The organism is Nocardia sp. BMG111209, from assembly GCF_000381925.1.
In the GTDB taxonomy this organism is placed as follows: Bacteria; Actinomycetota; Actinomycetes; order Mycobacteriales; family Mycobacteriaceae; genus Nocardia.
Genome location: NZ_KB907307.1, coordinates 2,328,910 through 2,353,756, shown reverse-complemented (window position 1 = coordinate 2,353,756; position 24,847 = coordinate 2,328,910). Strand labels below are relative to the sequence as shown.

Below are 24,847 nucleotides of genomic sequence, written 5' to 3'. Positions count from 1 at the left end.
CCCGCCAGTCTCCCGCACCGGCGGACCGGTGTCAGTCGTCGCCGGTGTGCGCCACCCCGGCCAGGACCACCCGGGTGCGGTCGCGCAGGGTGTGTTGCAGCCAGGTCTGCGTCCGGTCGCTCACACCCCAGCGGATGATCGCCTCCATGGTCACCGCGGTCAGCATCGCCGCGGTCTCCTCCGCATCGATCGCGGCCGCCAGTGCGCCGGTCCGCTTGCCGTAGTCGACCAGGGCCTCGAAGGCGGCGCCGAGCCGCGGCCCCGCGAGAGTCACGTCGCCGCTTCGTGATTCGTAGCCCAGCGAGCCGGCCTTCACCGCGGCCGCCCGCGGGCCGCGCGCGACGCGGTCGGCCATCGCGAACATGACCTGTTCGGTGAGCGCGGCCAGGGGGATGTCGTCGCGGATCCCGGCCTCGATCCGGTCGATCATGGCATGGGCCGTCGCGCCGGCCATCTCCCGAAGGATGTCCTCCTTGCCGGCGAAGTGGAAGTAGAAGGTGCCCTTGCTGACTCCCGCGGCCCGCGCGATATCGGCCGCCGAACTGGCCTCGTACGCCAGGTCGAAATCCCCCTCGGTCCACAGCCGCAGCGCGGCGCGCACGAGGGCCTGCCGGGTCTCCCGCGATCTGGTGTTGCCCAGCGTGGCGCGCTGGCGCGGCTGGGCGGGAGGTCGGGCGGGCATCAGGGCAATGATACGCAGCCGCGCGCCGGACCCGGCCCTGCCGGCGTCGCCGGATCGACGCGGGGGCTTCCGGGCGGGCGACGTCGCCGCTACGATGTTTTTGAACTCAGTTCAAAAAGATGGGAAAGGCTGGTTCGCCGTGGAGCGACAAGAAGAACTGGATCTGGCCGGGAAGGTCGTGCTCGTCACCGGAGCGAGCCGGGGTATCGGACGGCAGACGGCCCTCGACTTCGCCCGCCGCGGAGCGCGGCTGGTGCTGGCCGCACGCACCACCGAATCCGGTGGTGTACTGCCCGGCACCGTGAGCGAAACCCTCGCGCAGATCGAGAAGTTGGGCGCCGAGGGGCTCGCCGTGCCGACCGACCTGGCCGACGAGGCGGCCCTGGAGGATCTGGTCGAGGCCGCGATCGAGCGGTTCGGCGGGGTGGACATCCTGGTCAACAACGCGGCGGCCACCGCGGGCGATTTCTGGTCGACCCCGTTCCTGGAGCTGTCCCGGGAGGACTGGCTCTACCAGTTCGATGTCAACGTGCACGCGCCGTTCACGCTCATCCAGCTGGTGACCCCGATCATGCGGGCCCGCGGCGGTGGCCGCATCCTCAACGTCACCACCGGCAGCGGCGAGGTGTTCCGGCTGCCGGAGGAGCCGCCGAAGCTCGAGAAGGTCGGCGACTTCAGCCTCGCGGTGCCCGGCTACTACGCCAGCAAGCGGGCGCTGGACCGGCTCGGCAACACCCTCGCTCCCGAACTCGCGCAATGGAACATCGCCGTCATCGGCCTGATGCCGGGCCTGGTGGCCACCGAGATCGTCGAGTGGCGCGCCCGCGAATCCGGCCTCGACACCAGTGTGGCGGTGCCGATGTCGGTGCCCGCCCGGGTGCTGACCTATTTCGCCGCGTGCGTGAATCCGATGGAATACACCGGCCGGCTGTTCTGGGCGCAGCGCGAACTCGAGGATATGGGACTCGAACCGGACGAGGCGCCGGCCGTTCCCGCCTGATCCGGGCGATGGCGAGGACCGGCGGGCGGTATGGTTCGAATCCGGCAGACGAGGAGGTAGCCGTGACCCGTGCGAGCGAGCCCGTATCCGGCGGCGCGGCATCGGTTTTCGTCGGCAACGGCGAGATCCGGCTGCACGTGCTGGACAACGACCGCCGGGATTCGGCCGCACGGCCGGTCCTCGTGATCCCCGGAATGGGCGAGTACGCAACGGAATACGCGTGGCTGTCGGACCGGCTCGGCGACCGGCGGGTCGTGGTCGCGGATGTGCGCGGGCGGGGCCGCAGCGACGCACCGGAACGCGGCTACACCTGGGAGGACCACATCGGCGACCTGCGCGCGGTCGCCGACGACCGCGCGCTGCGGCGGCCGATCCTGGTCGCGTTCTCCAGAGGTTCGTCCTACGCCCTCGGCTACGCGCTGGAACGCCCGGACGAGGTGGCGGGCCTGGTCGTCGGCGACTACCAGGCCCGCCACGTCGGCCTGCCCGAATCCGTCGTGGAACAGCAACTGCGCATGCGGATCCGCGGCACCGAGGTCGCCGAGCGGATGTCCCGGCACGCGGTCCGGGGCGTCGCCGCGGAGAGCCGCGAGGTGCCGCTGTGGGACCGGCTGCCCGAACTGCGTTGTCCCGTCCTGGTTCTGCGCGGTGACCGGCCCAGCACCATCGTCACCGACGAACTCGCCGACCGGTGGCGGGCCGCGCTGCCGACGGCGGAGGTCGCGACCATCGCCGGCGCCGGGCACGACCTGTGGAGCCGCGATCCCGGCGCATATCTCGCGGCCCTGCTGCCGTTCCTCGACCGGATCGGTTGAGGCGCAATCAGTTCAGCCGGGTGACCCAGTCCGAGCGGCCGGTGTCGACCTTGACCGAGCCCTGGAAGACCGCGGGGGTGGAATAGCCCGAGGGCTCCAGCTGTTCGAGTTTGTCCTCGCCCTGCACCGCGGTGGCCCGCGCCAGATCCATCAGCCGGCCGGAGGTGATGCAGTCCGTCGTGGCGGTCGAGGCGCCCACGCTGCGGGCCAGTTGCGCCAGTTCGAGATCGGTGTGATCGGACCTGCTGTCCTCCGTCGGTTGGAAGGCCGGGGTGAACAGGCCCTGATAGGTCTTCAGATAGACCATGGCATCACCGGATTGGGCCACGCATCGGGTCGCCGCGACGGCGCGCGTGGAGTAGTTGTGGCTGGCCGAACGGTCGTCCAGGAAATGCAGCAGGTGGAATCGGACCGCGAGCCGGCCGGAATCGATGCCGCTCTGGAGGTCGGGGGAGTAGCTGGTGAGCAGTTTGCCGCACGGCGGGCAGATCGGCTCGTTGAACATGTCGATCGTCTTGGGCGCGTTGGCGACACCGATACGGACGCCGTCGTCGAGCAACTGGATACCGGCCGGCGGCGGTGTGGTCACCGGTGGCGTGGTCGTGACGATGGAGATCGGATCGTGGCGGTGGCGGCTGTAGTACACCCCGGCGAGGACGCCGCCGACGGCGAGCACCACCATCAGCAGCGCGGCCGGGACGGCGATGCGGGACCGGCCGGGCCGCGGTGACGGATAAGGCTGCGGCACAGGCGGATACGGACCGGTATGCGGCCCCGGCGGGGGACCGGTGTGCGATCCCTGCGGACCGGTGTGCGGTCCCGGCGGGGGACCCGTGTGCGGGCCGGTGTGCGGTCCCGGATAAGGAACGATCGGATACGGCTGGGACGGAAAGGGCGGGCCCGGACGGGGATTCACCACGGTCCGGCGTGACGCCTCGTCCAGCACCCGCTGCGCGGCCTCGGCGAGGGCCACACAGGTGGGGTAGCGATCGGCGGGCCGCTTGGCCAGCGCGGTCGCGATCACGGCGTCGAATCCGGTGGGCAGGCCGGGCCGGGCCAGCGAGGGCCGCGGCGGTGGCTCGTTCAGATGGGCCGCGATCATGGCGCCCGGCGCCGTACGCGGGAAGGGCGTACTGCCGGTGAGCATTTCGTACAGGGTGCAGCCGAGGGAGTAGACGTCGGCGCGGGTGTCCACCGGCTCGCCGCGCAGCCGTTCCGGCGCGACGTAGGCGAAGGAGGCGGTGGTGCCGGTCGTCGTCTCGGCCTCGTCGAAGGCCCGGGCGATCCCGAAATCGGTGAGTACCGCGCGTTCCTGGCCGCGCTCGTCCTGTTCGACCAGGATGTTCGCCGGTTTCACGTCGCGGTGCAGGACGCCGTGCTGATGGGCGTAGTCCAAACCGTATGCGGCGCCGGTGATCAGCCGCACCGCGCGCGGCGGCGGCAGCGGTCCGCCGGAGCGGGCGAGCAACTGCGCGACGTCGCCGCCGGGCACGTGTTTCATGGAGATCCACAGCGTGTCGGAATCCGGGCCGCTGCGGTCGTAGACCGGCACGATGTCGGGATGGTCGAGCCGGGCCGCCAGCGTGGCCTCGCGCTCGAACTTCGCGCGCACCCGGCCGTCCTCACTGACGTTGGTGCTCAGCACTTTCAGGGCGATCGATCGTTCCAGGCGCGGATGCCGCGCGAGGTAGACCACCCCCATCCCGCCGACGCCGAGCACACGCTCGATGGTATGACCGGCGAAGACCGATCCTGCTTCCAATGGCATCCGCGTGACCCCTCGCCGTGCTCGCGTCCCCAGCATACTGTCGGCGGTCCGGAGGTGTCAGGGGATCCGTGCCGGGCCGGCGCCCCGGCGGCCGATCGCCGGGGCGGTGCCGCGCCGGTGCCGCCGACGTACCGCCGAACTCCCGGTGACGACGCGGGAAACCTCAGGTCGCGGCGCGGCTCCGCGGTTGTCGCCCCACGGGACTAAAGTTGTGGTCTGAGCAGTTGGACCGGTCGGATAGGGTGATCCGATCGCGTCGGGAGAGGTGGTGGCATGACTCAGCATCTGGAGAAGGCGAATGCCGGGCAATCGACCGGTAGTGACGCCTCCGATGCGGCTGCCGATACCCCCGATGTGAGCGTTCCCACGCCGCGCAGCATGCCCATGCGCCAGCCCGGCAGCCCCGCTGCCGTTCCCACCTCCGCCTCCCGGCGGGTGCGCGCCCGGCTGGCCCGCCGGATGACCGGTCAGCGCGGTATCGCCGCGGTCAAGCCGGTGCTCGAGCCGCTGGCCACGGTGCATCGCGAGCTGTACCCGAAGGCCAATCTGCAATTGCTGCAGCGCGCCTTCGACGTGGCCGACGAGCGGCACGCCCACCAGTTCCGAAAATCCGGCGATCCGTACATCACCCACCCGCTCGCGGTCGCCAACATCCTCGCCGAGCTGGGTATGGACACCACCACGCTGGTCGCCGCCCTGTTGCACGACACGGTCGAGGACACCGGCTACACCCTGGAGGAACTGACCGACGAGTTCGGTCAGGAGGTCGCCCACCTGGTCGACGGCGTCACCAAGCTGGACAAGGTCAACCTGGGTTCCGCGGCCGAGGCCGAGACCATCCGCAAGATGATCATCGCCATGGCCCGCGATCCGCGGGTGCTGGTCATCAAGGTCGCCGACCGGCTGCACAACATGCGCACGATGCGTTTCCTGCCGCCGGAGAAGCAGGCCAAGAAGGCCCGCGAAACCCTGGAAGTCATTGCGCCGCTGGCACATCGGCTCGGCATGGCGACCGTCAAATGGGAGCTCGAGGATCTGGCCTTCGCCATCCTGCACCCCAAGAAGTACGACGAGATCGTGCGCCTGGTGGCCGACCGCGCACCCTCGCGCGACACCTACCTGGCCCGGGTGCGCGCCGAGATCGTCAACACGCTGCAGTCGAGCCGCATCACCGCGGTGGTCGAGGGCCGCCCGAAGCACTACTGGTCGATCTACCAGAAGATGATCGTCAAGGGTAAGGACTTCGACGACATCCACGATCTGGTGGGTATCCGCATCCTGTGCGACGAGGTGCGCGACTGCTATGCCGCGGTCGGCGTGGTGCACTCGCTGTGGCAGCCGATGGCCGGCCGGTTCAAGGACTACATCGCCCAGCCGCGCTACGGCGTGTACCAGTCGCTGCACACCACCGTGGTCGGCCCGGACGGTAAGCCGCTGGAGGTGCAGATCCGCACCCAGGAGATGCACCGGACCGCGGAGTTCGGTATCGCCGCGCACTGGCGCTACAAGGAGACCAAGGGTAAGCACTCCGGCGATATCGCCGAGGTCGACGATATGGCCTGGATGCGGCAGCTGCTGGACTGGCAGCGGGAGGCCGCGGATCCGGCGGAGTTCCTGGAGTCGCTGCGCTTCGACCTGAAGTCGCCGGAGATCTTCGTGTTCACCCCGAAGGGCGACGTCATCACGCTGCCGCAGAAGTCCACCCCGGTCGATTTCGCGTATGCGGTGCACACCGAGGTCGGGCACAAATGCATCGGCGCACGGGTCAACGGGCGGCTGGTCGCGCTGGAACGGCAGCTGGAGAACGGTGAGGTCGTCGAGATCTTCACCTCGAAGGCGCAGAACGCCGGTCCCAGCCGCGACTGGCAGAACTTCGTGGTCTCCCCGCGCGCGAAGGCCAAGATCCGGCAGTGGTTCGCCAAGGAGCGCCGCGAGGAGGCGCTGGAGGCGGGTAAGGAGGCGATCAGCAAGGAGGTCCGGCGCACCGGACTGCCGCTGCATCGCCTGATGGGTGTCGACGCGATGACCGCGCTCGCGCACGAACTGCACTACGCCGACATCTCGGCGCTGTACACGGCCGTCGGCGAGAGCCAGGTGTCCGCGCATCACGTGGTGCAGCGGCTGGTCACCCAGCTCGGCGGCGTCGGCGATGTGGAGAACGAGCTCGCCGAGCGCAGCACGCCGTCCACGCTGCCGTCGCGGCAGCGCACCCTCGGCGACGCCGGTGTGGAGATCGAGGGCGCCCCGGGCACGGTCGCCAAGCTGGCCAAATGCTGCACCCCGGTACCCGGCGACGAGATCATGGGCTTCGTCACCCGCGGCGGTTCGGTCAGCGTGCACCGCACCGACTGCACCAACGCCGACTCGCTGCAGGCGCAGGCCGAGCGGATCATCGCGGTCAAGTGGGCGCCGTCGCCGTCGTCGGTGTTCCTGGTGGCGATCCAGATCGAGGCGCTGGACCGCACCCGGTTGCTGTCCGATGTCACCAAGGTGCTGGCCGACGAGCGGGTGAACATCCTGTCGGCCTCGGTCATGACCTCCGGCGACCGGGTGGCGATCAGCAAGTTCACCTTCGAGATGGGCGACCCGAAACACCTGGGTCACCTGCTGAACGTGGTGCGCAACGTGGAGGGCGTCTACGACGTCTACCGCGTCACCTCGGCCGCCTGAGCCGGTCAGCGCACCTCGGCCGAGCCCGGTCAGCGCACCTCGGCCGAGCCCGGTCAGCGCACCTCGGCCGAGCCCGGTCAGTGCACCTCGGCCGGGGCCTGCTCCGGATTCTGGGCCTTGGCCTGCTCCCGGGACAGCCGCACCGCCTCCACACACATCACCAGCACCGCGAGTAGCACGAAGGCGGTACCGAGCGGTCCGCTGCGCAGCCGTTCCTGCAGGACGGTCATCCCGATGATCGCCGCGCCGAGCGGTTCGGCGACCGTGAAGGCCGGGAACGAGGCCGACAGCGGGCCGACCTGGTAGCCGCGCTGCTGTAGGTACAACCCGAGCACCCCGGTCACGACCACGGCGTAGAGCTGCCAGCCGGTCAGCACGGTCGCCACGCCGTGGTCGAGCTGCTGCATCACGTACTCGGTGAGCGCCGACGACACCCCGAACAACAGACCCGCCGAGGTGCCGAGCAACAGGGCCTGCAGGGCCGGGACGCGGAACGTGGTCGCCACCACGACGGCGATCGCGACGGCCGCCAGCAACAGCCCCATCGGCAGCACCCAGTGCCGCCACGGCACCTCCGAGACGCCCTGCGTGGGGTCGCCGACGACCAGGAACACGGCGAGCGCCACCGAGAGTGCGGCGGCCTGCAACCACATCATCGGGGTCACCCGCCGGCCGCTGTAGTGCGCGGCCAGCGGCAGCGCGAACACCAGCGCGGTCACCAGGATGGGCTGCACCACCAGCACCGAGCCGAACGCCAGCGCCGCGATCTGGAATCCGAATCCGCCCGCATCCCCGATCAGACCGGCCCACCAGCGCGGGTTGCGGGCCAGCCGGGCCAGCAGCGCCTCGCCCTCGGGCACGTCGGCGGCGGCCCGCTGCTGCGCCACCGCGGCCACGGCGAACAGCACAGCTCCGGCGAACGCACAGGCGACGGCGATAATCGGTCGATCGTTCACCCGGCCAGTCTGCCGGGTGCCGGTCCGCGCGCCGCACCGGCCCCGCGATCGCCGGTCCGCGCCCGTGCATCCGCCGGGCATGGCATACCGCCGCCGGATTCGCGGCGGCGATACCGCGATCGGAATCCGGCAAACCGTCGCACGAGTTCCGTTCGCTCCGAACGGATTACCGACCGATATTCGCCGACAGTTAGCTGCTGTCCCGAAATGTGCTGTGTCAAGCCAGATTTCCCGATTCGGGTCCGTCGACACCGGGCCGTATGCCTGCGATGCGGCGTCTATTCTGTTACGGTCTATGGCGTTTCGAGGCGTGCGCGGCGGGTGCGCCGGCTCGGGACCACCGACCGATCGCTGCAACGGGTCGCCGCGGTTTCCGGCCCTCCGAACTGTTGAACACAACTGGTGAAGGGGGTCCGGTATGCCGGCCATGCGCGTGCGGGGTGACACGCCGATCGCATCGGTACATGTTGCCGTGTGTCGCGGTGGTTCGTACCCGGTTTTCGGAAACTCCGTTCTATCGCCCGGCGCGTCGTGTTCGCCGAATCTTCCGGTTCCTGGACAATTTCCATTCGGGAGAGGTCTCGGCGCGGCCGCCGTCGGCGCGCCGGAGCCGAGGCCCGCCGGTTCCGCCGACTACCACTACCCGATCTCCACGAACTGATCGCCGAGAGGGTCCGACGATGTCTTACGACGTGCCCGGTTCCGCGGGAGTGGGGGAATGTTGAAGTCGTACAAAGAACTGCGGCGCTGGTACCCCGCGATGGAGCCGCCCACCGGCGCGCCGCGGACCGCCGGCCGGGCCGAGCGGACCGCCGCACCCGTTCCGGTGATCGCCGACGAGGGTGCGCCCCGCTTCCCGCACTACATCCGCGACACCGAACCGGAACCGTTCGACATCCCGTTCCCGGACCAGCCGGTCGGCAGGCGCAGTGAATTCACCGGCGGCTGGGCCGATTGGGTGGACGATCGCGATCGCGACGAGGAGCGTCCCGAGGCGGATCTGCTGCGGTTGTGGCGCGACGAGGACGACGAGGCGGACCGGGCCGAGGCCTCGGCCCGCGCCGACGCGGAGGCCGTCCGGCGCACCTCGGGGGTGCGCCGCCGCCGTGGCGCGCGCGGCCGCCGCGAGGGTCCCGGCGCGGCCACCGCGCCCCGCACGCTCCGCGATCATGTGCGGCCGAAACGTCCGCGCCGCCTGCTCGCCGGATCGGTTGCCGTGGTGTTGCTCGGTGCGCTGGGCGGCGCCGCCGTCTACGTCGTGCAGTCCGGCCGGGTGCTCGCCCGGTCGTCCGGTCCGGCCACCTCCGCGGCCGGTGCGCCGGCCGGTGCGGAGACCGCCGGCGACTGCCCGACCGAACAGCGCCCCACGGTGATGCGCGGCACCGAACCCGGCGGTACCGACACCGGACCCGACGCGATCATGTGGTTCCAGCACTCCTACTACGTCGAACGCTCTGCCGATCGGGCCTGGCAGGTGGTGGCCCCCGGCGCGGCGGTGTCGCCGGCGGCGGTGATCCAGCGCGGCATCGACTCCGTGCCGGCCGGCACCGGTTACTGCGTGTGGGTGGTCACCCTCGATCCCGCGAAGTACTCGGTACAGGTGACCGAGCGACGGCCCGGCGCCGCCCCGACCACCTACGACAAGCAGACCGTCACCACGGCGGTCGTCGACGGCCGCACCCTGATCACGGGAATCACGGCCGGGTAAGAGGAGAGCTGGGACCATGGCAGAGGACTGGAGCCAATGGCTCGACGAGGCACCCGAATCGGGTGAGCGGGACCGGGCGGCGAGCGCGAAGGCCCCCGTGGTGCGGTTGCGCGGCCGTGACGACGATCCGGAGGGCGCCGGGCGCCCGCGGCCGATCCTCGTCGTCGGCGGATGCGGCGGCGCCGGCACCACGACCACCGCACTCGGTATCGCCGGCGAGCTGGGTGCCACCGGCGAGCAGACCGTCGCCGTCGACGCCACCGGCGCGGGCAGCGATCTGGCGCTGCGCGGCGCCGACGAACAGCTGAACCCGATCAGCCTGCAGGCCTGGCTCTACGGCCGCGGCGACGACGAGCCGGCCCCGCTGAAGGAATGCCTGTCCCGTGCCACCTCCGGTGTCGGCCTGCTGTGGCGCGACGCCGCCCCGCTGCGCCGCCGCGCGAGTTACCTGACCGTCGCGCGCGCGATCGCCGAGTCCGGTTGGACCGCGGTGTACGACGGCGGCAGCCCGATCACCGCCCGGCAGTTGCGGCCGCTGCTCGAGGACGCGGATATCGCTCTGGTACTGGCGATTCCGGCGCGCGCCGACGCGGCGAACCGGTTGCGCATCACGCTGGAATGGCTCGACGACGAATTCGGCGGCCATGCCGAGGGACAGGGCGGCGGCATCGTGGGGGACACCACGATCGTGGTCTCGCATCAGGCGCCGGGCCCGGAATCGCCGGTCGCGGAACATTTGCGGGAACATCTCACCGGCTGGGTGCGGGATATCCGTGAGATACCGTGGGATCCGCATCTGGCCCGCGGGGAACTGGTGCGGCACAACGCACTCGCGGCGGGCACGCGCAGGGCATATCGCATGTTGCTGGCGGGGGTGGCATCATGACCGCGATCATGAATGACCGTCGCTCTCCCGAAACCCCGCCTGCGGCAGGTGTTGTCGCCCCGCCCGAGCATCGCCGCGCCCCGATGTGGGAGCGGCCGGTGCCGGGTGCCGGTCGCGCGCCGCTGGTCTGGTTGCTGGGTGTCCACGGTGGCGCCGGAACCAGTACTCTCGCACATGTGCTCGCGCCCGCGGCGGATTCGCACCGTCGCTGGCCGGGAGTGTTCGACCGCGAATCCCCTTTCGTGGTGCTGGTGGCCCGCGAGACCATCGTCGGGCTCACCCGTGCTCACGACCTGTTGCGCCAGCACCACGCCGGGCTGGCCGGACCGAGCGAGGTGCTGGGACTGATCACCGTCGCCGCGCGTCCGGGCCGCCTGCCCGCCGAGATCCGCCGCTACCGCGACGTGGTGGCCTCTTTGGCCGGAAACGTCTGGCAGGTGCCGTGGTACGAGGAATGGACCCTGGTCGAGCCGGATCAGTTACCGGTGTGGTCGCCCAGTGATCCTCCCCCGCAGCAGAAGAAGCGCAAGCTGGATCCGCTGGAGGAGGTGCCGCACGATGTGGACACCCTCGGCGCCGAAATCGTTGCCCTTATCCGGGAAAAAGTAAACGCGAGTTCGCATTTCGATGAAGAGGACACCCCATGAGTACCATCCTGGCCGCTGTGCACGAGACGTACGGCGTTGTGCTCGCCCAAGTCGGGAATCCGACCCCGGAGGCGCCGCCCGCGTCGGACAAACTACTCAAACTGGTGCGCTACTTCACGTGGTTCGTGCTCCTGTCCGGCGTGCTGGGCATCACCTACGCCGGCGGTAAGTTCGCGTGGGAGAAGTGGACCGGTGGCGGTCTGGAATCGCCGAAGATGGTGGCGGGCGCGATGATCGGGGGCATCGTCGCGACGAGTGCCGGCACGATCATGAACGCGGTGATCGGGTCCTGAGGGCGCCGGCGATGGTATTTGCCTACAAGCCGATGCCGGCGGAGGTCATCGCGCCGATCATGCAGCTGATCGACTGGCTGCTGTGGTGCGTGCTGCTGCTGTGCCTTGCCTGGCTGATCGTCTCGGCGGGCAAGTTGTGGTCGGCGTTCCGGGACGACATGGCGATCAACAACGCCACGCACGGCATCCTCATGAGCCTGCTCGGCGCGATCGTGGCGAGTTCGGCGAGCGCCATCGCACTGGCCTTCCTGCCCCAGTGACCGGGATCGGAGACACGACATGAGCGAGAAGGGCACGGGCCGCGCGAAAGTCGACGACGAGCGCGGCATCTCGTTCGGCATGATCGCCTCCGCCGCGATCCTCGCGCTGATCGTGGTCGCGGGCGTATACGTGTGGATCGGCCACGGTAATTCCGGACCGAAACACGTGGACCCGGCGCCGGCCCCCGCGGCCGGCAGCGGCGCGACCGGATTCGCCGACCCGCAGGTCGACCTGTTCGGCCGGCGGGTCGACGTCCCGAACAATCCGGACGGCCAACCGCTGCTACAGGATTCGGGCACGCAGCACAAGGCGACGGACGGGGACTGGCTGACCGCGGCCCCCGCGGGGACGACGGATCCCCGTGGCTGGCAACGGGTGTACGGCGCCTCGGTGCCGTTCTCCACCAGCGACGGTCCCGCACGCATCGAAAACGGTCTGGCGGTGGGGTATTCGCACACCCCGCAGGGGGCCGTGCTGGCCGCCGCGCAGATCACCTACCGCTTCAACGCCCGCCCGGCCGACCGGGACCTGTACGTGCGACAGGTGCGGGCGACGGCGCCGCAGATCGCCGCGTACGACAAGGCCCGCACCGACGGCAAGCTGCCCGATCAGCAGCCGGAGCGGGTGACGCGATATCTGGTGGCGCCGGACGCATTCCAGATCGAGAACTACGCCGACGACATGGCGATCGTGCGGCTGGCCGCGCGTGGGCCGATCAACGACGGCAAACAGTTGTGGGCGGCCATCCGGCTGGTCATGGTCTGGGACAGTGGGGACTGGCGGCTGAAGCCGACCGAATCCCGCAGTGCCCAGACGGAATACGTGGATTCCCTGGCTGGGTGGACCAAATGGTGAGAGGGGCGACCATGTTGAGGCGCATCATGACGATCCTGGCGGTGGTATTCACCGTCATGGTCGCGACGCCGACGGTGGCTTACGGACAGACCTACGGTTTCGACCAGGCGTGCAACGAATTACACGACGACCTGGACGGTATCGGGGTGCCGGGCATCACGCTCGGCGACGCCGCCTCCGCCGCCTGCAAGGCGGGCAACGCCGCCACCCATCCCGGCGACGCCGCGGTGGCCGTGCGGGACAAGGCCTGGGACTCGACCTTCGGCAAGGTGGTCGACTCGCTCATGAGCGGCCTCGGCCAGGCGCTGATCCTCGGGCTCACCTTCTGGATGAAGGTGCCCAACGAACGAATAAGCGACGCGGGCAACCTGTTCCGCAAGATCAACGACTATACGTACCAGGCCCAGATACTCCTGTTGATCATCTCGGTGATCCTCACCGGTGGCAGACTCGCGGAGGCCAGACGCGGCGCCGCCCTCAGCGAGGCGGCGGAATCGTTCCGGATGTTCGCCCGGGTGGTGTTCAGTTCCTGGATGCTGGGCGCGGTGATCGTGGCCGGCACGCAGGCCTCGGATCGCTTCTCCTCGTGGGTGATCCAGGACGCCACCAACGGCAATGCCAAGGACATCGCCGAGCTGATGGTGAAAACGTCCAAGCTGCAGGCATTCTCGCCGGGCCTGGTGCTGATCATCGCGATCGTCGGACTACTCGGCGCGCTGGCGCAGATCGTCCTGGCGATCGTCCGGCAGGGGATGCTGGTGGTCGCCGCGGGCGTGCTGCCGCTGGTGGCGGCCGCGGGTGGTACCAGTACCGGTAGATCGGCGTATCCCAAACTGCTCGGCTGGATCATCGCCTTCATGCTGTGGAAACCGGTGGCGGCGATCGTGTACATGATCGCCTTCGTGACCGCCGGCTACACCGACCAGAGCAATCCGACCGCGGGCCTCCCGGACGCCGATCAGGCGCAGCGGATGCTGGTGGCGCTCGTCCTGCTGGGCACCGTGGCCTTCGTGCTGCCGGCGCTGATGCGCCTGGTGACCCCGGCGGTGGCGATCGTCGGCAGCGGTGGCTCCGGCCTGAACGCGACCGGCGGCCTGCTGCTGGGTGCGGCGGCGCTGGGTGCGGTGGGCACCAAGGCTGTCGGTGTGCGCGCCGCGGCCGCGGTCGGCCAGCCGGGTTACGTCGGTGGCCGCGGCGGCGGCCCGCGACCGCCGGGTGGTGCCGGGGGCACGCGCGGCGGCGGCGGTCCCGGACCGGGCGTCCCGCCGCGGGGTCCCGCGGGCGGCGGCGCGGGCGCGGCGGCGACCGCGCGTCCTGCCGGAGCGGGCGCGACCAGCGCAGTAGCATCCGGCGCATCCCGGGCGATGACCCGGATCACCAGTACCGCCCGTGCCGCCGGCGCCGGCATGCACCGGGCCGACTCCGCGGCGGGCGACGTCGCGGGCGACCGCTGGGCCAACCGCGCACCCGACCTCGGTAGGAGCACCATTCCGCGATGACGATGACGAGCGACGGGTACGAGCACCGCTCGTACGGTTTGTGGCAGAAGCCCCGCAGCGCAGGCCTTTTCGGCCTGCGGTGGGGGGAGACCGTCCTCGGCTTCGTCGTGGTGATCTCGGCCCTGCTGACCGCACTGGTGGCCGGTCCCAAGCCCGCGTTCTTCGTCGCGGGAATCGGTGCGGTCGTGATGGTTCCACTGGTGTGGCGGACCGGGGGCCGCTCCGGCTACGAGACGGGATTGATGATGTTCCATTGGTTGCGGGGACGCAGCAACGGCGAGCACGTCTATCGGGGCGGCCGGTTCTCGCGGATCCCCGGCGGCGTGGCCCGGCTGCCCGGGTTGATGGCGCCGTCGAAGCTCTACGAGGGTATCGACGCGGGCGGCTACAGCTTCGGGATGATCCACCTGCCCCAGTTCGCCCAGTACACCGTGGTGTTGCGGGCCTGGCCGCAGGGGCACGAGGCGGTGGACCAGCCGGTCATCGACCGGTGGGTGTCCGCCTGGGGCACCTTCCTGGCCTCGCTGGGGCAGACCTCCGACATCATCGCGGTGGTGCCGGTGATCGACACCGTGCCGGAGACCGGCAACCGGTTGCTCACCGAGGTCTCGACGATCACCCATCCGGACGCGCCCGCGCTGGCCCAGCAGATCATGTACGAGCTGGCGACCGAATTGCCGCAGGAGCGTGTGCAATTGCTGCCGCGGGTGGCGATCACGTTCAAGGCGACCACGGCCGAGCGCCGCAAGAATCCGGCCGAGGAGGCCGTCGAGATCGGCCGCCGGCTGCCCGGTATCTGCGCGGCACTGGCGGAGGCGGGCGTCCGCTCGCAGCCGATGTCGGCGGACGAGGTGATCGCCTTCATCCGCCGCAGTTACGATCCTGCGGCACAAGCGGATCTGGAGGTCGCCGTCGGTGAGCCCGGCGGCCACGGCCTCGACTGGGCGGACGCCGGGCCGATCTCGCACGAGGAGCGCTGGGACCACTTCCTGCACGACGGTGGCCGCTCGGTGACCTGGGAGATGGACATGGCGCCGGAGGGCGCGGTGGACGAGCGGGTGCTGCAGCGGCTGCTGGCCCCCAATCCCGAGGTGCCGCGCAAGCGGATCGCCATCGTGTACCGGCCGCACTCGGCCGCCGACGCCGCCGAGATCGTCGACGACGACTACAAGAACGCGCTGGTGGCCCAGCAGAGCGAACGCGGTGTGGTCTCCGCCGCGGCCACGCTGCGCGTCGGCGCCACCCAGCAGGCCCGCGAGGAGCAGGCCCGCGGGCACGGCGTGACCCGGTTCGGCGTGCTGGTGACCATCACCGAACCCCTGCGCGGCGATCTGCCGCGCGTCGAGGCGATCACGCGCGACCTGTCGACCCAGGCGCGCTTGAGGATCCGGCGTTGCTACCGCTACCAGGCAGCCGCGTTCGCGGCATCGCTCGGGTGCGGGGTGATCCTGCCGGAACACGCGACAATTCCCAAGGCTCTGGCGGGGTGATCGATCATGGCGAGTGAGTTCGGCGAGCCGCCGGTCCGGTATCGCGGTGAACCCCCGCGCTACGGCGACCGGGTCGTGGATCCGGAGAATCCGTTGCCGCCGCGGCGTACACCGCCGCGCGACGGCGAAAAGGGCTGGGCCATCGAGTCGTACACGCCCGGTGAACCACGCGCCGGACAACCCGCCGACTGGGACGACGCCCCGGTCCGCCCGGCCCGGCGCGGCGAGGTCCGGGCACCGTCCGGCGTCGCAGTCGAAACCCCCGCTCCCACAGCGGAATTCGTCGACGGCACCGAACCTGCCCCCACCGGGGAGCAGGCGCGCCGTCGGCCGGTGGATCCCGGGATACCGGCCGAGGCCCCGCAGCGGTCCCGCCGCCACGCCGACACCGGCGCGACACCCGCCGAAGCGTCGCAGCATCACGATGCGACCGGCAATACCGAAGTCCCAGCAGGGAATTCGCGCCGCCCGCACCCCGAGGACGGTCCGGCCGAGAGCCCGCACCGGCCCGTCGGGAACGCGGACGGCTCGGCTGGAACCTCGCAGCGTCCACACGAGGGTGCGGCCGGAAGTCCGCGGCGCCCACAGGGGAACGCGGACAGTCCCGTGGGGAACTCGACGCGCTCGCACCAGCCCGGCGAGAGCGTGGCGGGAACGGCCGGGAGTTCGCAGCGTTCACGCCACGCAGTCGGCAACTCGGCGTCCCCGTCCGAGGGATTGCAGCGTTCACAACATCCTGCCGGGGGCGTGGAGGGTCGGTCCGGAGGATCGCAGCGCTCACCTCATCCTGACGAGAATGGGGAAGGCGCAGCGGGGAGTTCGCCGCGCTCGCACCACCCTGACGGGAATGGGGAAGGCGCGGCCGGGGGTTCGCCGCGCTCACACCACCCTGTGGGGAATGCGGAGACCCCGCCCGGAACCTCGCAGCGCCCTCGCCGTGCCTCCGACACCGGGGAGACCAGGGCCGTGACCCGCCGGTCCGCAGCGGATTCCGAGGCCGCCGACCGCAGGCTGCCCGCGCGTCGCGACGACGTCGAGCGCTCGGTGTCCGCGGCGAATTCCGGAGGGCCCGATGGCGTACGGAACGCGCAGCGCCGCAAGGGAATCGACGATTCGCACGATCACCGTCCGGCCCGCCGCCCGGGTTCCGGCGAGGGCGCGCGCCGCACGGGTGGTGAGCCGCGGCGCACCACCGGCCGCGGCGAGGCGGGTGCGGAGGGCCGGGACACCGGCAATCGCAGCCTGCCGCCGTCCGGCCGCGTCGGCGGTCCGCGCGCGGAGCGCAAACCCTACGGTCAGCTCGAGCCCGGCCGGAAAACGCAGGGCCGCATCGGACTTCCCGACTCCGGCCGATCGGGCCGCGGCGGCCGGGACGCCGCTGCCCCGCCGCCGGGCGACCGCCCGGTCAAGCGCAAGCCCGCCAAGCCGAAGAAGAAGCAGGGGCCGCCCCTGCTCGACGATATCGCCCGTGCTCAGCTGGAGGCCGTGGCCCGTGAGCGCAGCGGCCTGCGGGCGGGCTGGGCGGCGTTCCGGCTCCGCACCGACGACCTGCGCCGGGTCAACGCGCTCGCCCGCACCGAATCCATCGTCGAGGACGAATTCGACCGGGAGACACTGCAACTCACCGATCGCGGCTATATCGGCGAGGGCGGCGGCCGGATGAACGTGGTCGGCCGCCCGGTCGAGTACCGTGCCACCACCGCGCAGGTCGCGGGCCTGTGGCCGTGGTCGGTCGGCGCCGGCGCGCCGCTGATCGGCACCCCGCTCGGCTCGCATCTGCACACCGGCGCACCGGTCTGCTTCGACCCGATGAACTGGTTCATGCGCGGCAGCTTCATCACCGCGCCGAGCCTGTTCGTGCTGGGGCTCAACGGTTTCGGCAAGTCGTCATTGGTCCGGCGGATCGTGCTCGGCGGTGTCGCGCAGGGCATCACGCCGCTGATCCTCGCCGACGTCAAACCCGACTACCGGCGCCTGGTGGAGGTGGTCGGCGGCCAGGTCATCGACCTCGGATACGGGCACGGTCAGGTCAACCCGCTGGCCGCGGGCGTGCTCGGTTCCATCGTGCCGATGCTGGACGACCTCCCGGCGTTGCAGGTGCAGGTGATCCAGGAACTGCGCGCCCGTCAGGTCACGCTGATCGCGGGCCTGGTGGAGCTGGTGCGTGGCGCGCGCGTCGCGGACTTCGAGGAGACGCTGATCTCCACCGCGTTGCGCATCCTGTACCGCGAGGGCAGCGGCTTCACCCCGGACCGGCCGCCGATCATGGAACACCTGCTCGAGGTGATCATCGACGGCGGCGACGAGCTCATGCTCGACGCCGGCGCGGACAATCCGGACGAGTACCAGGAGGCGATCAAGAACCTCCGGCGGTCGCTGCGCGCGCTCACCCAGGGCCCGTTCGGCGCGGTGTTCAACGGGCAGACCACGACGCCGATCGATACGTCGGCGGTCGCGGTGTGCATCGACGTCTCGCACATCCCCAACGGCGACAAGAAACTCAAGGCCGCCGTGATGCTGGCCTGCTGGGCCGACGGTTTCGCCTCGGTGGAGGCCGCGCACGTGCTCGCCGACGCCGAGATGGGCCCGCAGCGCTACTTCCAGGTCGTGATGGACGAGCTGTGGCAGGTGCTGGGCCTGGGTGACTTCATGGTCGACCGCGTCGACGAGCTGACCCGTCTGCAGCGGTCCATCGCCACCTCGTTGATCATGATCAGCCACACCATCAAGGATCTGCAGTCGCTCGGTTCGGAGGCCGCGATCGCGAAGGCGCTCGGCTTCCTGGAACGCGCGCGCGCCAAGATCTTCGGCGCGCTGCCGCCCGAGGAGATCAAGCGCCTCGATTCGACGGTGCCCTTCACCTCCGCGGAGGAGGAGATGGTCACCGGATGGTCTGCGCCGCAGGCGTTGACGGGCGAGGCGCTCAAGCCGGGCCAGATCCGGCCGCCGGCCCCCGGCACCGGCAAATTCCTGCTGAAGGTCGGCGAGGATCGGCGGCCGGGCATCCCGTTCCACATGAACTTCACCCCGTCCGAGCAGGAAAGCGGGATTCACGAGACCAATCAGCGGTTCAGTGAGTTCGGCGGAACCGCCGAGGGCGCAATGGATTACGAGATGGACGAGGAGGCGCCCACCGGCGGGGACGACGGCACGGCCGGTCCGGGCGGAGACGAGGGGAACGTCGCATGATGCCGCACAGATCGTATCGAAGAGTTTCGCCGCGGGTCCGGGAGGCGGCGGTGGAACAGGTGCTCGCGCTGACCGGCACGCTGCGCAGCGAGTCCGAGGCGTGCCGGGTGGTGGCCGAACAGATCGGCGTGCACACCAACTCGGTACGCAACTGGGTCCGCGCCGCGGAGGAGGCGGGCCTGGACCGCATGGACGCCGCGGCGTTACGCCGGAAGGTGGCGCTGTTACAGCAGCAGCTGGCGGCCGCCGCCGAGATGAACCGCACCCTCGTCGAATCCCTGAACGAAGCCGAACACCAGACATGACCCGTGCCACCCGCACCGCGGCCGATCCGGTCGCCCCTCGCGCGGTGCTCCGCCGCGCCGACCCGCCGGGGGTGCGGTGAACGCGAAAACGCTGCTGTGGGTGGGCATCGGGACCGTGATCGCGATGATCGTCCTGGTCGTGGTGATCGTGCTGCCCGCGGTCGAGGACCAGTGCGCCGATCAGCCGACGGTCACCCCCACCACCGTGCAGCCCTCGGACGGCGCCCCGTCGTCCGTGCGTGCCGAGGGTTCGGCGACCGCCACCGCCCCGAGCACCCCGACGCCCGCCCCCGGTGCGGCGAATGTGCCTGCGGCGGCATCGAATTCGGCGATCACCCGGACCGCGTCGCTCGCCTCGGGGCTGGGCCCGATCCGGCGCAGCTGGCCGTTGCCGCAGGGTTCGTTCTTCATCTCCGATCCGTTCGGCGCGCGCAACGGCACCCATCTCGGGGTCGACCTGGCCGCGCCCGACGGCACCGCGATCTATTCGGTGGCCGACGGCACCGTGGTGGCCGCGGGACCGGCGACCGGATTCGGCAACTGGATCGTGATCGACTCGGTGGACGTCAACGGCCGGCCGTTCTCCGCGGTGTACGGGCACGAGTGGGACAGCGGGATCCGGGTGCGCACCGGACAGCAGGTGCACGCCGGCGATCAGATCGGCGCGGTTGGTTCGGCGGGTGAATCCACCGGCGCCCATTTGCATTTCGAGATCGTGCCGGGCGGGCGGTTCGCCGGCGGTCACCAGATCGATCCGCTGCCGTGGCTGGACGGGGCACCCACCCCGGAATCCGCCGGCGCCTGGCCGTTCTCGGCGAATCCGTTGTGCGCCCGGGGTTTCGGCACCGCCGGCGGCGCACTGGCCGCGGGCAAGGTGCCCGCCGAACTGGAGCTGTGGTACCGGCGCGCGGGCTCGCTGTGTCCCGAGATCACCCCCTCGATCCTGGCCGCGCAGGGCCGGCAGGAGTCCGGTTTCCGGCGCGGGCTGACCTCACCGGCCGGCGCGCAGGGCCTGGCCCAATTCCTGCCCGGCACCGCGGCGTCCATCGATCCGGACGACGGCAAACCGTATCTGCTCGACGTGGAGGGCAACGGCAATCCGAGCCTCTGGGACGACGGCGACGCGATCATCGCGCAGGGCCGGTACATGTGCTCGCTGGCGCATCGCATCGAGCACTGGATCGGTGAGGGCAAGGTGCACGGCGATGTCGTGCCGCTGGCCCTGGCGGCCTACAACGCCGGCGAGGGCGCGGTGCTGGCCTCCGGCGGTATGCCGAACCAGGTGCCCGCGCACTTGTCCGAAACCCAGCCGTACGTGGCGAACATCCTCGCGATGGAACCGCAGTACCGGGCGCCGGGGTCGACCGGCCGGTTCCAGCCCGACGGCCGGGCCGGTGGCCAGGAGATCCTGGCCGCCGCGCAACAGTTCCTGGGCACGCCGTACGTATGGGGCGGAGGCGGTCCGGAGGGTCCGACCGGTGGCGGGCTGGACGGGCCCGGCCTCACCTCGGCCGCGGTCTTCGCCGCCTCGGCCGGCACGGTGACCCTGCCGCGCACCGCCGAACAGCAGTGGGAGGCAGGCGGAGAGGTGCCGATGAGCCGCGCGCAGCCGGGCGATCTGGTGTTCTCCCGGTTCGGGGTGCGCGGCCCGTCGGAGGTCGGCGTATATGTCGGTGAGGGCATGATGATCCGGTCCGCGGACCCCTCCGGTGTGAGCGAGGTTCCGGTGCCCGGCGACGCGCGATTGCGGAGGGTGCTGTGAGGTGTCGGTCCGGCCGGATAGCCTGGAAGGTGACGGCACGACGCGCGATCCTGGGGGTGATGCTGATGGGGAGCGTCACGACGCTGGCCGGTGCCTGCGGCAGCTCCGATAGCGGATCGCCGGCCGAGTCGCCCACCTCCACCACCCGTCAGCTGGCGGCCGTGCCCGCACCGGATCCGAGCACGCCGGACGGGGTCGCGGTGGCGGCGTTGCAACAGGTCTACACCTGGGTACCGGCCACGGAGGCCCCGGGCGCGTCACTGGCCCGGGCCCGGAAGTGGCTGGGGCCGAGCCTGATCCGTACCCTGGACACCCCGCCGAGCGGGGTCGAGACGCCGAAACCGTCGCTGCAATGGGCGGATTGGGGTCGGGCGGGTGCGCACGTCGAGGCCTTCACCTTCGCGTCCGGGGAGAAGGCGCCGGTGAGCGATCCGGACCACGAGCAGTACAAGATCGGAATCGAGCAGACCGTCGTCTATCCCGACGGGCGGCGGGAATCGCTGCCACCGTCGACGGTCATCGCCACCGTCGTCCGCACGCCGGACGGCTGGCGGCTCGACGGATTCCGCTGAGCGGCAAGAGAACACAGTTCGAACCACCACAGGAGGTTCCAGATGGCGAAAAAGCTGCAGGACCCGGCCGTCCCGGGCCCCGATCACCAGCTCATCTTGGTGTACATCGGTTTCGCCACGTTCGGCACGCTGTGGGTGGCACTACAACTCGGTAATGCCCTGTCGGTGACCAAGCAGAACATCCCCGTCAATCCGATCGCCATCGTGATCCAGTTGGTCAAGGGGCAGATACATTGGCCGCTGGTGTCCACCGCGATCGTGCTGCTGGTCATCGCGGCCTATGTGGCCTACCGGGTCTGGCGCAAGGAGAAGAAGAAGCGCGCCGGCCGGGGCAAGCTCCCGGTCGACGACAAGGCCCAGCACATGGGCAGCGGCGGCGCGATCGCGGCGCTCACGGCAGCGGGTGCGCGGGAGAAGGCCACCCAACTGGGCCAGACCCTCGGTGAGGACGATGAGCCGGGTATTCCGATCGGCATCTCGGTGGCCGACGGCGTCATGCTCTACGGATCCTACGAGGATCTGCACATCGATATCTGGGGTCCGCGGCAGGGCAAGTCGACCTCGCGGGTCATCCCGGCGATCCTCTCCGCGATCGGCCCGGTGATCGTCACCTCGAACAAGCGCGACGTGGTGGACGCGACCCGGGATGTGCGGGAGGCCAAGGGATCTCCGGTGTTCGTCTTCGACCCGACCGGTGTCGCGGGCGAGGAGCCGCGCTGGTACTGGGATCCGTTGTCCTGGGTCGACCCGCGGCACGAGGGCGCGGAGATGCGCGCGGCCCGGCTGGCGGGCCACTTCGCCGACGCCGACAGCGGTTCCGACGCGGGTGACTCCTTCTTCGATCCCGAGGCCGAGGATCTGCTGGCCGGTCTGTTCCTGGCGGCGGCCGTCTACGGCAAGCCGATCACCCAGGTGTGGGAGTGGGTCACCAATCCGCTCGACCCGGAGCCGGTCGAGGTGCTGCGTGCGGCGGGCGACCATTTCCACCTGAGCGCCTCCGGCCTGTCCGCGCAGTACAACGTCGACCCCCGTACGCGCAGTGGCATTTTCGGCACCGCCAAGAAGATGGTGCGCTGCCTGAAGCTGTCCAATGTGCACAGCTGGCTGCAGCCGGGCAGCACCCCACTGCACGACGGCGGCACGGTCACCCGGGTTCCGTTGGACGAGTTGAACTTCATCGAGGACAACGGCACGCTCTACAGCCTGTCGCTGGAGGGCCGTGGTTCGGCCGGCCCGCTGGTCAGCGCGCTGACCGAGGCCATCATCGATGTGGCGATGCGCCGGGCCTCGCGGTCCTACGGCGGCCGGCTGCCGGTCCCGCTGCTGGCCGTGCTGGACGAGGCCGCCAACGTGGTGCGCTGGAAGGATCTGCCGAAACAGTACAGCCACTTCGGTTCTCGCGGCATCGTCGTGATGACGGTGCTCCAGTCCTGGGCGCAGGGCGTGCGCTGCTGGGGCGCCGCGGGGATGGAGGCGCTGTGGTCGGCGGCCAATATCAAGGTCATCGGCAGTGGTATCGACGACACCGACTTCCTCACCGAGCGGTCCGAGGCGATCGGCGACTACGAGGTCATCTCGCAGTCCATGTCGGAATCCAAGGGCGGCAAGAGTTATTCGCGGTCGCTGAGCTCCTCGCGCACCTTCAACGTGAACGCGCTGGTCACGCTGCCGCGCGGCCGGGTCATCGTGTTCACTTCCGGCGCGCCCGCGACGCTGGTACGGACCGTGCCGTGGTGGGAGGGGGAGTACGCTGACGCCGTACGCCGCTCGATCGAACATCACAACCCGGCCCGGCCGCACCGGACGGATATGAACGATCTGATCGCCCAGCGTGAATTGATCACGGCGAATACGCCGGAGGAGCCCGCCGCTCCGGCCGAGCCCTATTATGGTCAGCCCCAGCAGCACGGACAGCCCGAGGAGGTCCGGCCCCTGTGACCGAGCCGGAGCAGTTCCCCACGTATTACCCCCATGTCGCCGCCTTCGTCGAGGGCTATCTGGTCCAGATCTATCAGCGCCAGGTGACCGATACGACCGACGCCGTGTGGTGCCCCGAGTGGTGGAAACACACCGAGGCGGTCATCCGGATGGAGGCATTGTGGCGGGCATGGGAACACTTCCGCCGCAATCCGCGTACGGGCCTGAGCATCTGGTTCCTGGACCACGCCGATCGGCACATGACCAAGTTGTTCGATCCGAACGGTCCCTTCAAGTACTGCGGTGTGCGCAAGGGGCATCAGGAGCTGTTGTCACCGCTGATCCTGACGCAGCCGCCGAAGGGGATGTTCCACGACATCGAGGGCACCGGCACGGCGTACAAGTCCGTGGTCGAATTCGTCGAGAACTATCTCAGCCTGCTGTACCAGCGGCAGGTCAGCGATACCACCGACAGTGTGTGGTGCCCGTCGTGGTGGGAGCACACCGAGGCGGTCGCGCGGCTGGACGCCACCTGGCGGGCCTGGGAGCGCTATCGGCAGGTGCCGGAAACCGGTCTGAGCGAATGGTTCAACGAGCATTCCGATCCGCACATGGCCGTCCTGCTCGATCCGCGCGGGCCGTTCCGGTATTGCAGTGTGCGACAAGGACACAAGTCGCTACTCGGCCCATTGCCGACCAAGATCGCAGCGCCGGAGATGTTCGCGGATCTGGACGATCGGGAGCGATACGTGATCGATCGGGATGTCCCGCAGCCGCAGGCCGGCTCGGACTGAGCGGCTGACGGCGCACCGGCGCCGGGTGGGTTTCCGCAGCGGAACCCACCCCGGGACACCGACTTTCAGCGACTGCGCTCGAGCCCGCGCTGGCGGGCCAGTTCCTGTTCGCGCAGCCGCTTGGCCAACCGCTCGTTGTCGTCGGGAACCGAGCGGACGGCCTCGGAGGCGGGCTGTGCCTGGCCGACCTCCATGAGCATCCGGATCGCCCGGAGTTCCGGTGCGACACCGATCTTGGTGAGGTGGGCGGCCAATGCCGTGCGGCGCTCGGGGGAGTCGTACCGGACGGTCGGCGTGGCGGCCGCAGCGGCCTGGGCCTCGCTGCGGGCCGTGCTGGCCTCGGAGGAGAACCGGTCCCGCTCCAGCGAGATGCCACCGCGTTCCAGCGGGGGGCGGTCCAGCATCCGAGTGAGTTCGACGTTGCGCGGATCCTTGGCCTTGGACTCGCGCGCCTCGCGCAGGGCGAGTTCCTTGGCGTCCTTGATGCGCTGTTCGGTGACCTTGACGCGGGCTTCGGCTTCCTTCTGACCGCGTTCGCGGGTACGCAGCGCGACCAAGGTCGCAAGCTGCAACATTTGCTTCATCAACGCCGCGGTTTCGCGGCCGATGTCGTCGAGTTCCTCGGCCATTGCCTGCTCCCCGATGTTGCAGTGAACACTATGGATGATGTGGTGCGCACGTTCGCCACGTCACGTTGTACTCCGTTATACGAGGTTACAGCGGGACCGGAGGCAATCCTTACTCGAACTGTGCAACGAATACATATAACTCACATTTC

21 protein-coding genes are annotated in these 24,847 nt (G+C 70.1%); 17 read left to right on the top strand and 4 right to left on the bottom strand.

Translation table 11 applies throughout. From position 1 onward, the window contains the following. Window positions 1-31: 31 nt before the first annotated feature. Window positions 32-682, bottom strand: coding sequence for a TetR/AcrR family transcriptional regulator (locus tag G361_RS0110815; RefSeq protein WP_019927099.1), 651 nt, complete (start codon window positions 680-682; stop codon window positions 32-34). Window positions 683-821: 139 nt separating this feature from the next. Between G361_RS0110815 and G361_RS0110810 the strand changes: the two genes are divergently transcribed. Together G361_RS0110810 and G361_RS43160 are read left to right on the top strand one after the other, a co-directional pair. After that, window positions 822-1,682 (top strand): SDR family NAD(P)-dependent oxidoreductase, encoded by an 861-nt coding sequence (locus tag G361_RS0110810; protein WP_019927098.1) that lies wholly within the window; start codon window positions 822-824, stop codon window positions 1,680-1,682. A gap of 62 nt (window positions 1,683-1,744) precedes the next feature. After that, entirely contained in the window at window positions 1,745-2,497 is a 753-nt protein-coding gene (locus G361_RS43160) for an alpha/beta fold hydrolase (RefSeq protein ID WP_019927097.1), read from the top strand. 7 nt (window positions 2,498-2,504) lie between these two features. On the opposite strand, the gene G361_RS0110800 is transcribed toward G361_RS43160, so the two are convergent. After that, a complete protein-coding gene (locus G361_RS0110800; protein ID WP_026342910.1) occupies window positions 2,505-4,265 on the bottom strand; it encodes a serine/threonine protein kinase PknE in 1,761 nt (586 codons plus the stop codon). 378 nt (window positions 4,266-4,643) lie between these two features. On the opposite strand from G361_RS0110800, the gene G361_RS0110795 reads away from it, so the two are divergent. After that, on the top strand, window positions 4,644-6,935 hold the full coding sequence (locus G361_RS0110795; RefSeq protein WP_231387015.1) for a RelA/SpoT family protein: 2,292 nt from the start codon (window positions 4,644-4,646) through the stop codon (window positions 6,933-6,935). Window positions 6,936-7,012: 77 nt separating this feature from the next. On the opposite strand, the gene G361_RS0110790 is transcribed toward G361_RS0110795, so the two are convergent. After that, window positions 7,013-7,891 carry a DMT family transporter gene (locus G361_RS0110790; RefSeq protein ID WP_026342909.1) on the bottom strand — a complete coding sequence of 293 codons (879 nt, stop codon included), beginning with the start codon at window positions 7,889-7,891 and terminating at the stop codon, window positions 7,013-7,015. 718 nt (window positions 7,892-8,609) lie between these two features. Here G361_RS0110790 and G361_RS0110785 point away from each other — a divergent pair. The 14 genes from G361_RS0110785 (at window position 8,610) to G361_RS50860 (ending at window position 24,069) form a co-directional block, all read left to right on the top strand. Continuing rightward, a complete protein-coding gene (locus G361_RS0110785) occupies window positions 8,610-9,599 on the top strand; it encodes a hypothetical protein (RefSeq protein ID WP_026342908.1) in 990 nt (329 codons plus the stop codon). Between the two features lie 16 nt (window positions 9,600-9,615). Then, window positions 9,616-10,485, top strand: a complete 870-nt coding sequence (locus G361_RS0110780) for a hypothetical protein (RefSeq protein WP_019927093.1) — start codon at window positions 9,616-9,618, stop codon at window positions 10,483-10,485. Further along, window positions 10,482-11,132, top strand: a complete 651-nt coding sequence (locus G361_RS0110775) for a hypothetical protein (protein WP_036494102.1) — start codon at window positions 10,482-10,484, stop codon at window positions 11,130-11,132. The genes G361_RS0110780 and G361_RS0110775 overlap by 4 nt, the downstream gene beginning before the upstream one ends. Continuing rightward, window positions 11,129-11,425, top strand: coding sequence for a hypothetical protein (locus G361_RS0110770; protein ID WP_019927091.1), 297 nt, complete (start codon window positions 11,129-11,131; stop codon window positions 11,423-11,425). The genes G361_RS0110775 and G361_RS0110770 overlap by 4 nt, the downstream gene beginning before the upstream one ends. Window positions 11,426-11,436: 11 nt before the next feature. After that, the gene (locus tag G361_RS0110765; RefSeq protein WP_019927090.1) at window positions 11,437-11,685 is read left to right on the top strand and encodes a hypothetical protein; all 249 of its coding nucleotides are present in this window, start codon (window positions 11,437-11,439) and stop codon (window positions 11,683-11,685) included. Window positions 11,686-11,704: 19 nt separating this feature from the next. Continuing rightward, window positions 11,705-12,541, top strand: a complete 837-nt coding sequence (locus tag G361_RS0110760) for a hypothetical protein (protein WP_019927089.1) — start codon at window positions 11,705-11,707, stop codon at window positions 12,539-12,541. Between the two features lie 11 nt (window positions 12,542-12,552). Beyond that, window positions 12,553-14,040: a hypothetical protein gene (locus G361_RS0110755; RefSeq protein WP_036494101.1), complete on the top strand. Its 1,488-nt coding sequence runs from the start codon at window positions 12,553-12,555 to the stop codon at window positions 14,038-14,040. After that, window positions 14,037-15,530 carry an SCO6880 family protein gene (locus G361_RS0110750; RefSeq protein WP_019927087.1) on the top strand — a complete coding sequence of 498 codons (1,494 nt, stop codon included), beginning with the start codon at window positions 14,037-14,039 and terminating at the stop codon, window positions 15,528-15,530. Before G361_RS0110755 ends, G361_RS0110750 begins: the two co-directional genes overlap by 4 nt. A gap of 966 nt (window positions 15,531-16,496) precedes the next feature. After that, the gene (locus tag G361_RS0110745; protein ID WP_019927086.1) at window positions 16,497-18,719 is read left to right on the top strand and encodes a hypothetical protein; all 2,223 of its coding nucleotides are present in this window, start codon (window positions 16,497-16,499) and stop codon (window positions 18,717-18,719) included. Further along, the gene (locus G361_RS0110740; protein ID WP_026342906.1) at window positions 18,716-19,024 is read left to right on the top strand and encodes a transposase; all 309 of its coding nucleotides are present in this window, start codon (window positions 18,716-18,718) and stop codon (window positions 19,022-19,024) included. The genes G361_RS0110745 and G361_RS0110740 overlap by 4 nt, the downstream gene beginning before the upstream one ends. Window positions 19,025-19,100: 76 nt before the next feature. Next, the gene (locus tag G361_RS0110730; RefSeq protein WP_019927084.1) at window positions 19,101-20,786 is read left to right on the top strand and encodes a peptidoglycan DD-metalloendopeptidase family protein; all 1,686 of its coding nucleotides are present in this window, start codon (window positions 19,101-19,103) and stop codon (window positions 20,784-20,786) included. 29 nt (window positions 20,787-20,815) lie between these two features. After that, window positions 20,816-21,358, top strand: coding sequence for a hypothetical protein (locus tag G361_RS0110725; protein ID WP_019927083.1), 543 nt, complete (start codon window positions 20,816-20,818; stop codon window positions 21,356-21,358). 42 nt (window positions 21,359-21,400) lie between these two features. Next, complete coding sequence (locus tag G361_RS0110720) at window positions 21,401-23,296, top strand: TraM recognition domain-containing protein (protein WP_019927082.1); 1,896 nt, start codon at window positions 21,401-21,403, stop codon at window positions 23,294-23,296. Further along, window positions 23,293-24,069 carry a DUF4913 domain-containing protein gene (locus G361_RS50860; protein ID WP_019927081.1) on the top strand — a complete coding sequence of 259 codons (777 nt, stop codon included), beginning with the start codon at window positions 23,293-23,295 and terminating at the stop codon, window positions 24,067-24,069. The genes G361_RS0110720 and G361_RS50860 overlap by 4 nt, the downstream gene beginning before the upstream one ends. 65 nt (window positions 24,070-24,134) lie before the next feature. Here G361_RS50860 and G361_RS0110710 read toward each other — a convergent pair whose 3' ends face one another. Next, the gene (locus G361_RS0110710) at window positions 24,135-24,698 is read right to left on the bottom strand and encodes a hypothetical protein (RefSeq protein ID WP_019927080.1); all 564 of its coding nucleotides are present in this window, start codon (window positions 24,696-24,698) and stop codon (window positions 24,135-24,137) included. Between the last annotated feature and the right edge of the window lie 149 nt (window positions 24,699-24,847).

Excerpts from the sequence above, each read along its gene's own strand:
- G361_RS0110815 (WP_019927099.1), bottom strand. The coding sequence starts at position 682 with ATGCCCGCCCGACCTCCCGCCCAGCCGCGCCAGCGCGCCACGCTGGGC.
- G361_RS0110800 (WP_026342910.1), bottom strand. The coding sequence starts at position 4,265 with ATGCCATTGGAAGCAGGATCGGTCTTCGCCGGTCATACCATCGAGCGT.
- G361_RS0110795 (WP_231387015.1), top strand. The coding sequence starts at position 4,644 with ATGCCCATGCGCCAGCCCGGCAGCCCCGCTGCCGTTCCCACCTCCGCC.
- G361_RS0110785 (WP_026342908.1), top strand. The coding sequence starts at position 8,610 with ATGTTGAAGTCGTACAAAGAACTGCGGCGCTGGTACCCCGCGATGGAG.
- G361_RS0110780 (WP_019927093.1), top strand. The coding sequence starts at position 9,616 with ATGGCAGAGGACTGGAGCCAATGGCTCGACGAGGCACCCGAATCGGGT.
- G361_RS0110775 (WP_036494102.1), top strand. The coding sequence starts at position 10,482 with ATGACCGCGATCATGAATGACCGTCGCTCTCCCGAAACCCCGCCTGCG.
- G361_RS0110770 (WP_019927091.1), top strand. The coding sequence starts at position 11,129 with ATGAGTACCATCCTGGCCGCTGTGCACGAGACGTACGGCGTTGTGCTC.
- G361_RS0110765 (WP_019927090.1), top strand. The coding sequence starts at position 11,437 with ATGGTATTTGCCTACAAGCCGATGCCGGCGGAGGTCATCGCGCCGATC.
- G361_RS0110760 (WP_019927089.1), top strand. The coding sequence starts at position 11,705 with ATGAGCGAGAAGGGCACGGGCCGCGCGAAAGTCGACGACGAGCGCGGC.
- G361_RS0110755 (WP_036494101.1), top strand. The coding sequence starts at position 12,553 with ATGTTGAGGCGCATCATGACGATCCTGGCGGTGGTATTCACCGTCATG.
- G361_RS0110750 (WP_019927087.1), top strand. The coding sequence starts at position 14,037 with ATGACGATGACGAGCGACGGGTACGAGCACCGCTCGTACGGTTTGTGG.
- G361_RS0110740 (WP_026342906.1), top strand. The coding sequence starts at position 18,716 with ATGATGCCGCACAGATCGTATCGAAGAGTTTCGCCGCGGGTCCGGGAG.
- G361_RS0110720 (WP_019927082.1), top strand. The coding sequence starts at position 21,401 with ATGGCGAAAAAGCTGCAGGACCCGGCCGTCCCGGGCCCCGATCACCAG.
- G361_RS0110710 (WP_019927080.1), bottom strand. The coding sequence starts at position 24,698 with ATGGCCGAGGAACTCGACGACATCGGCCGCGAAACCGCGGCGTTGATG.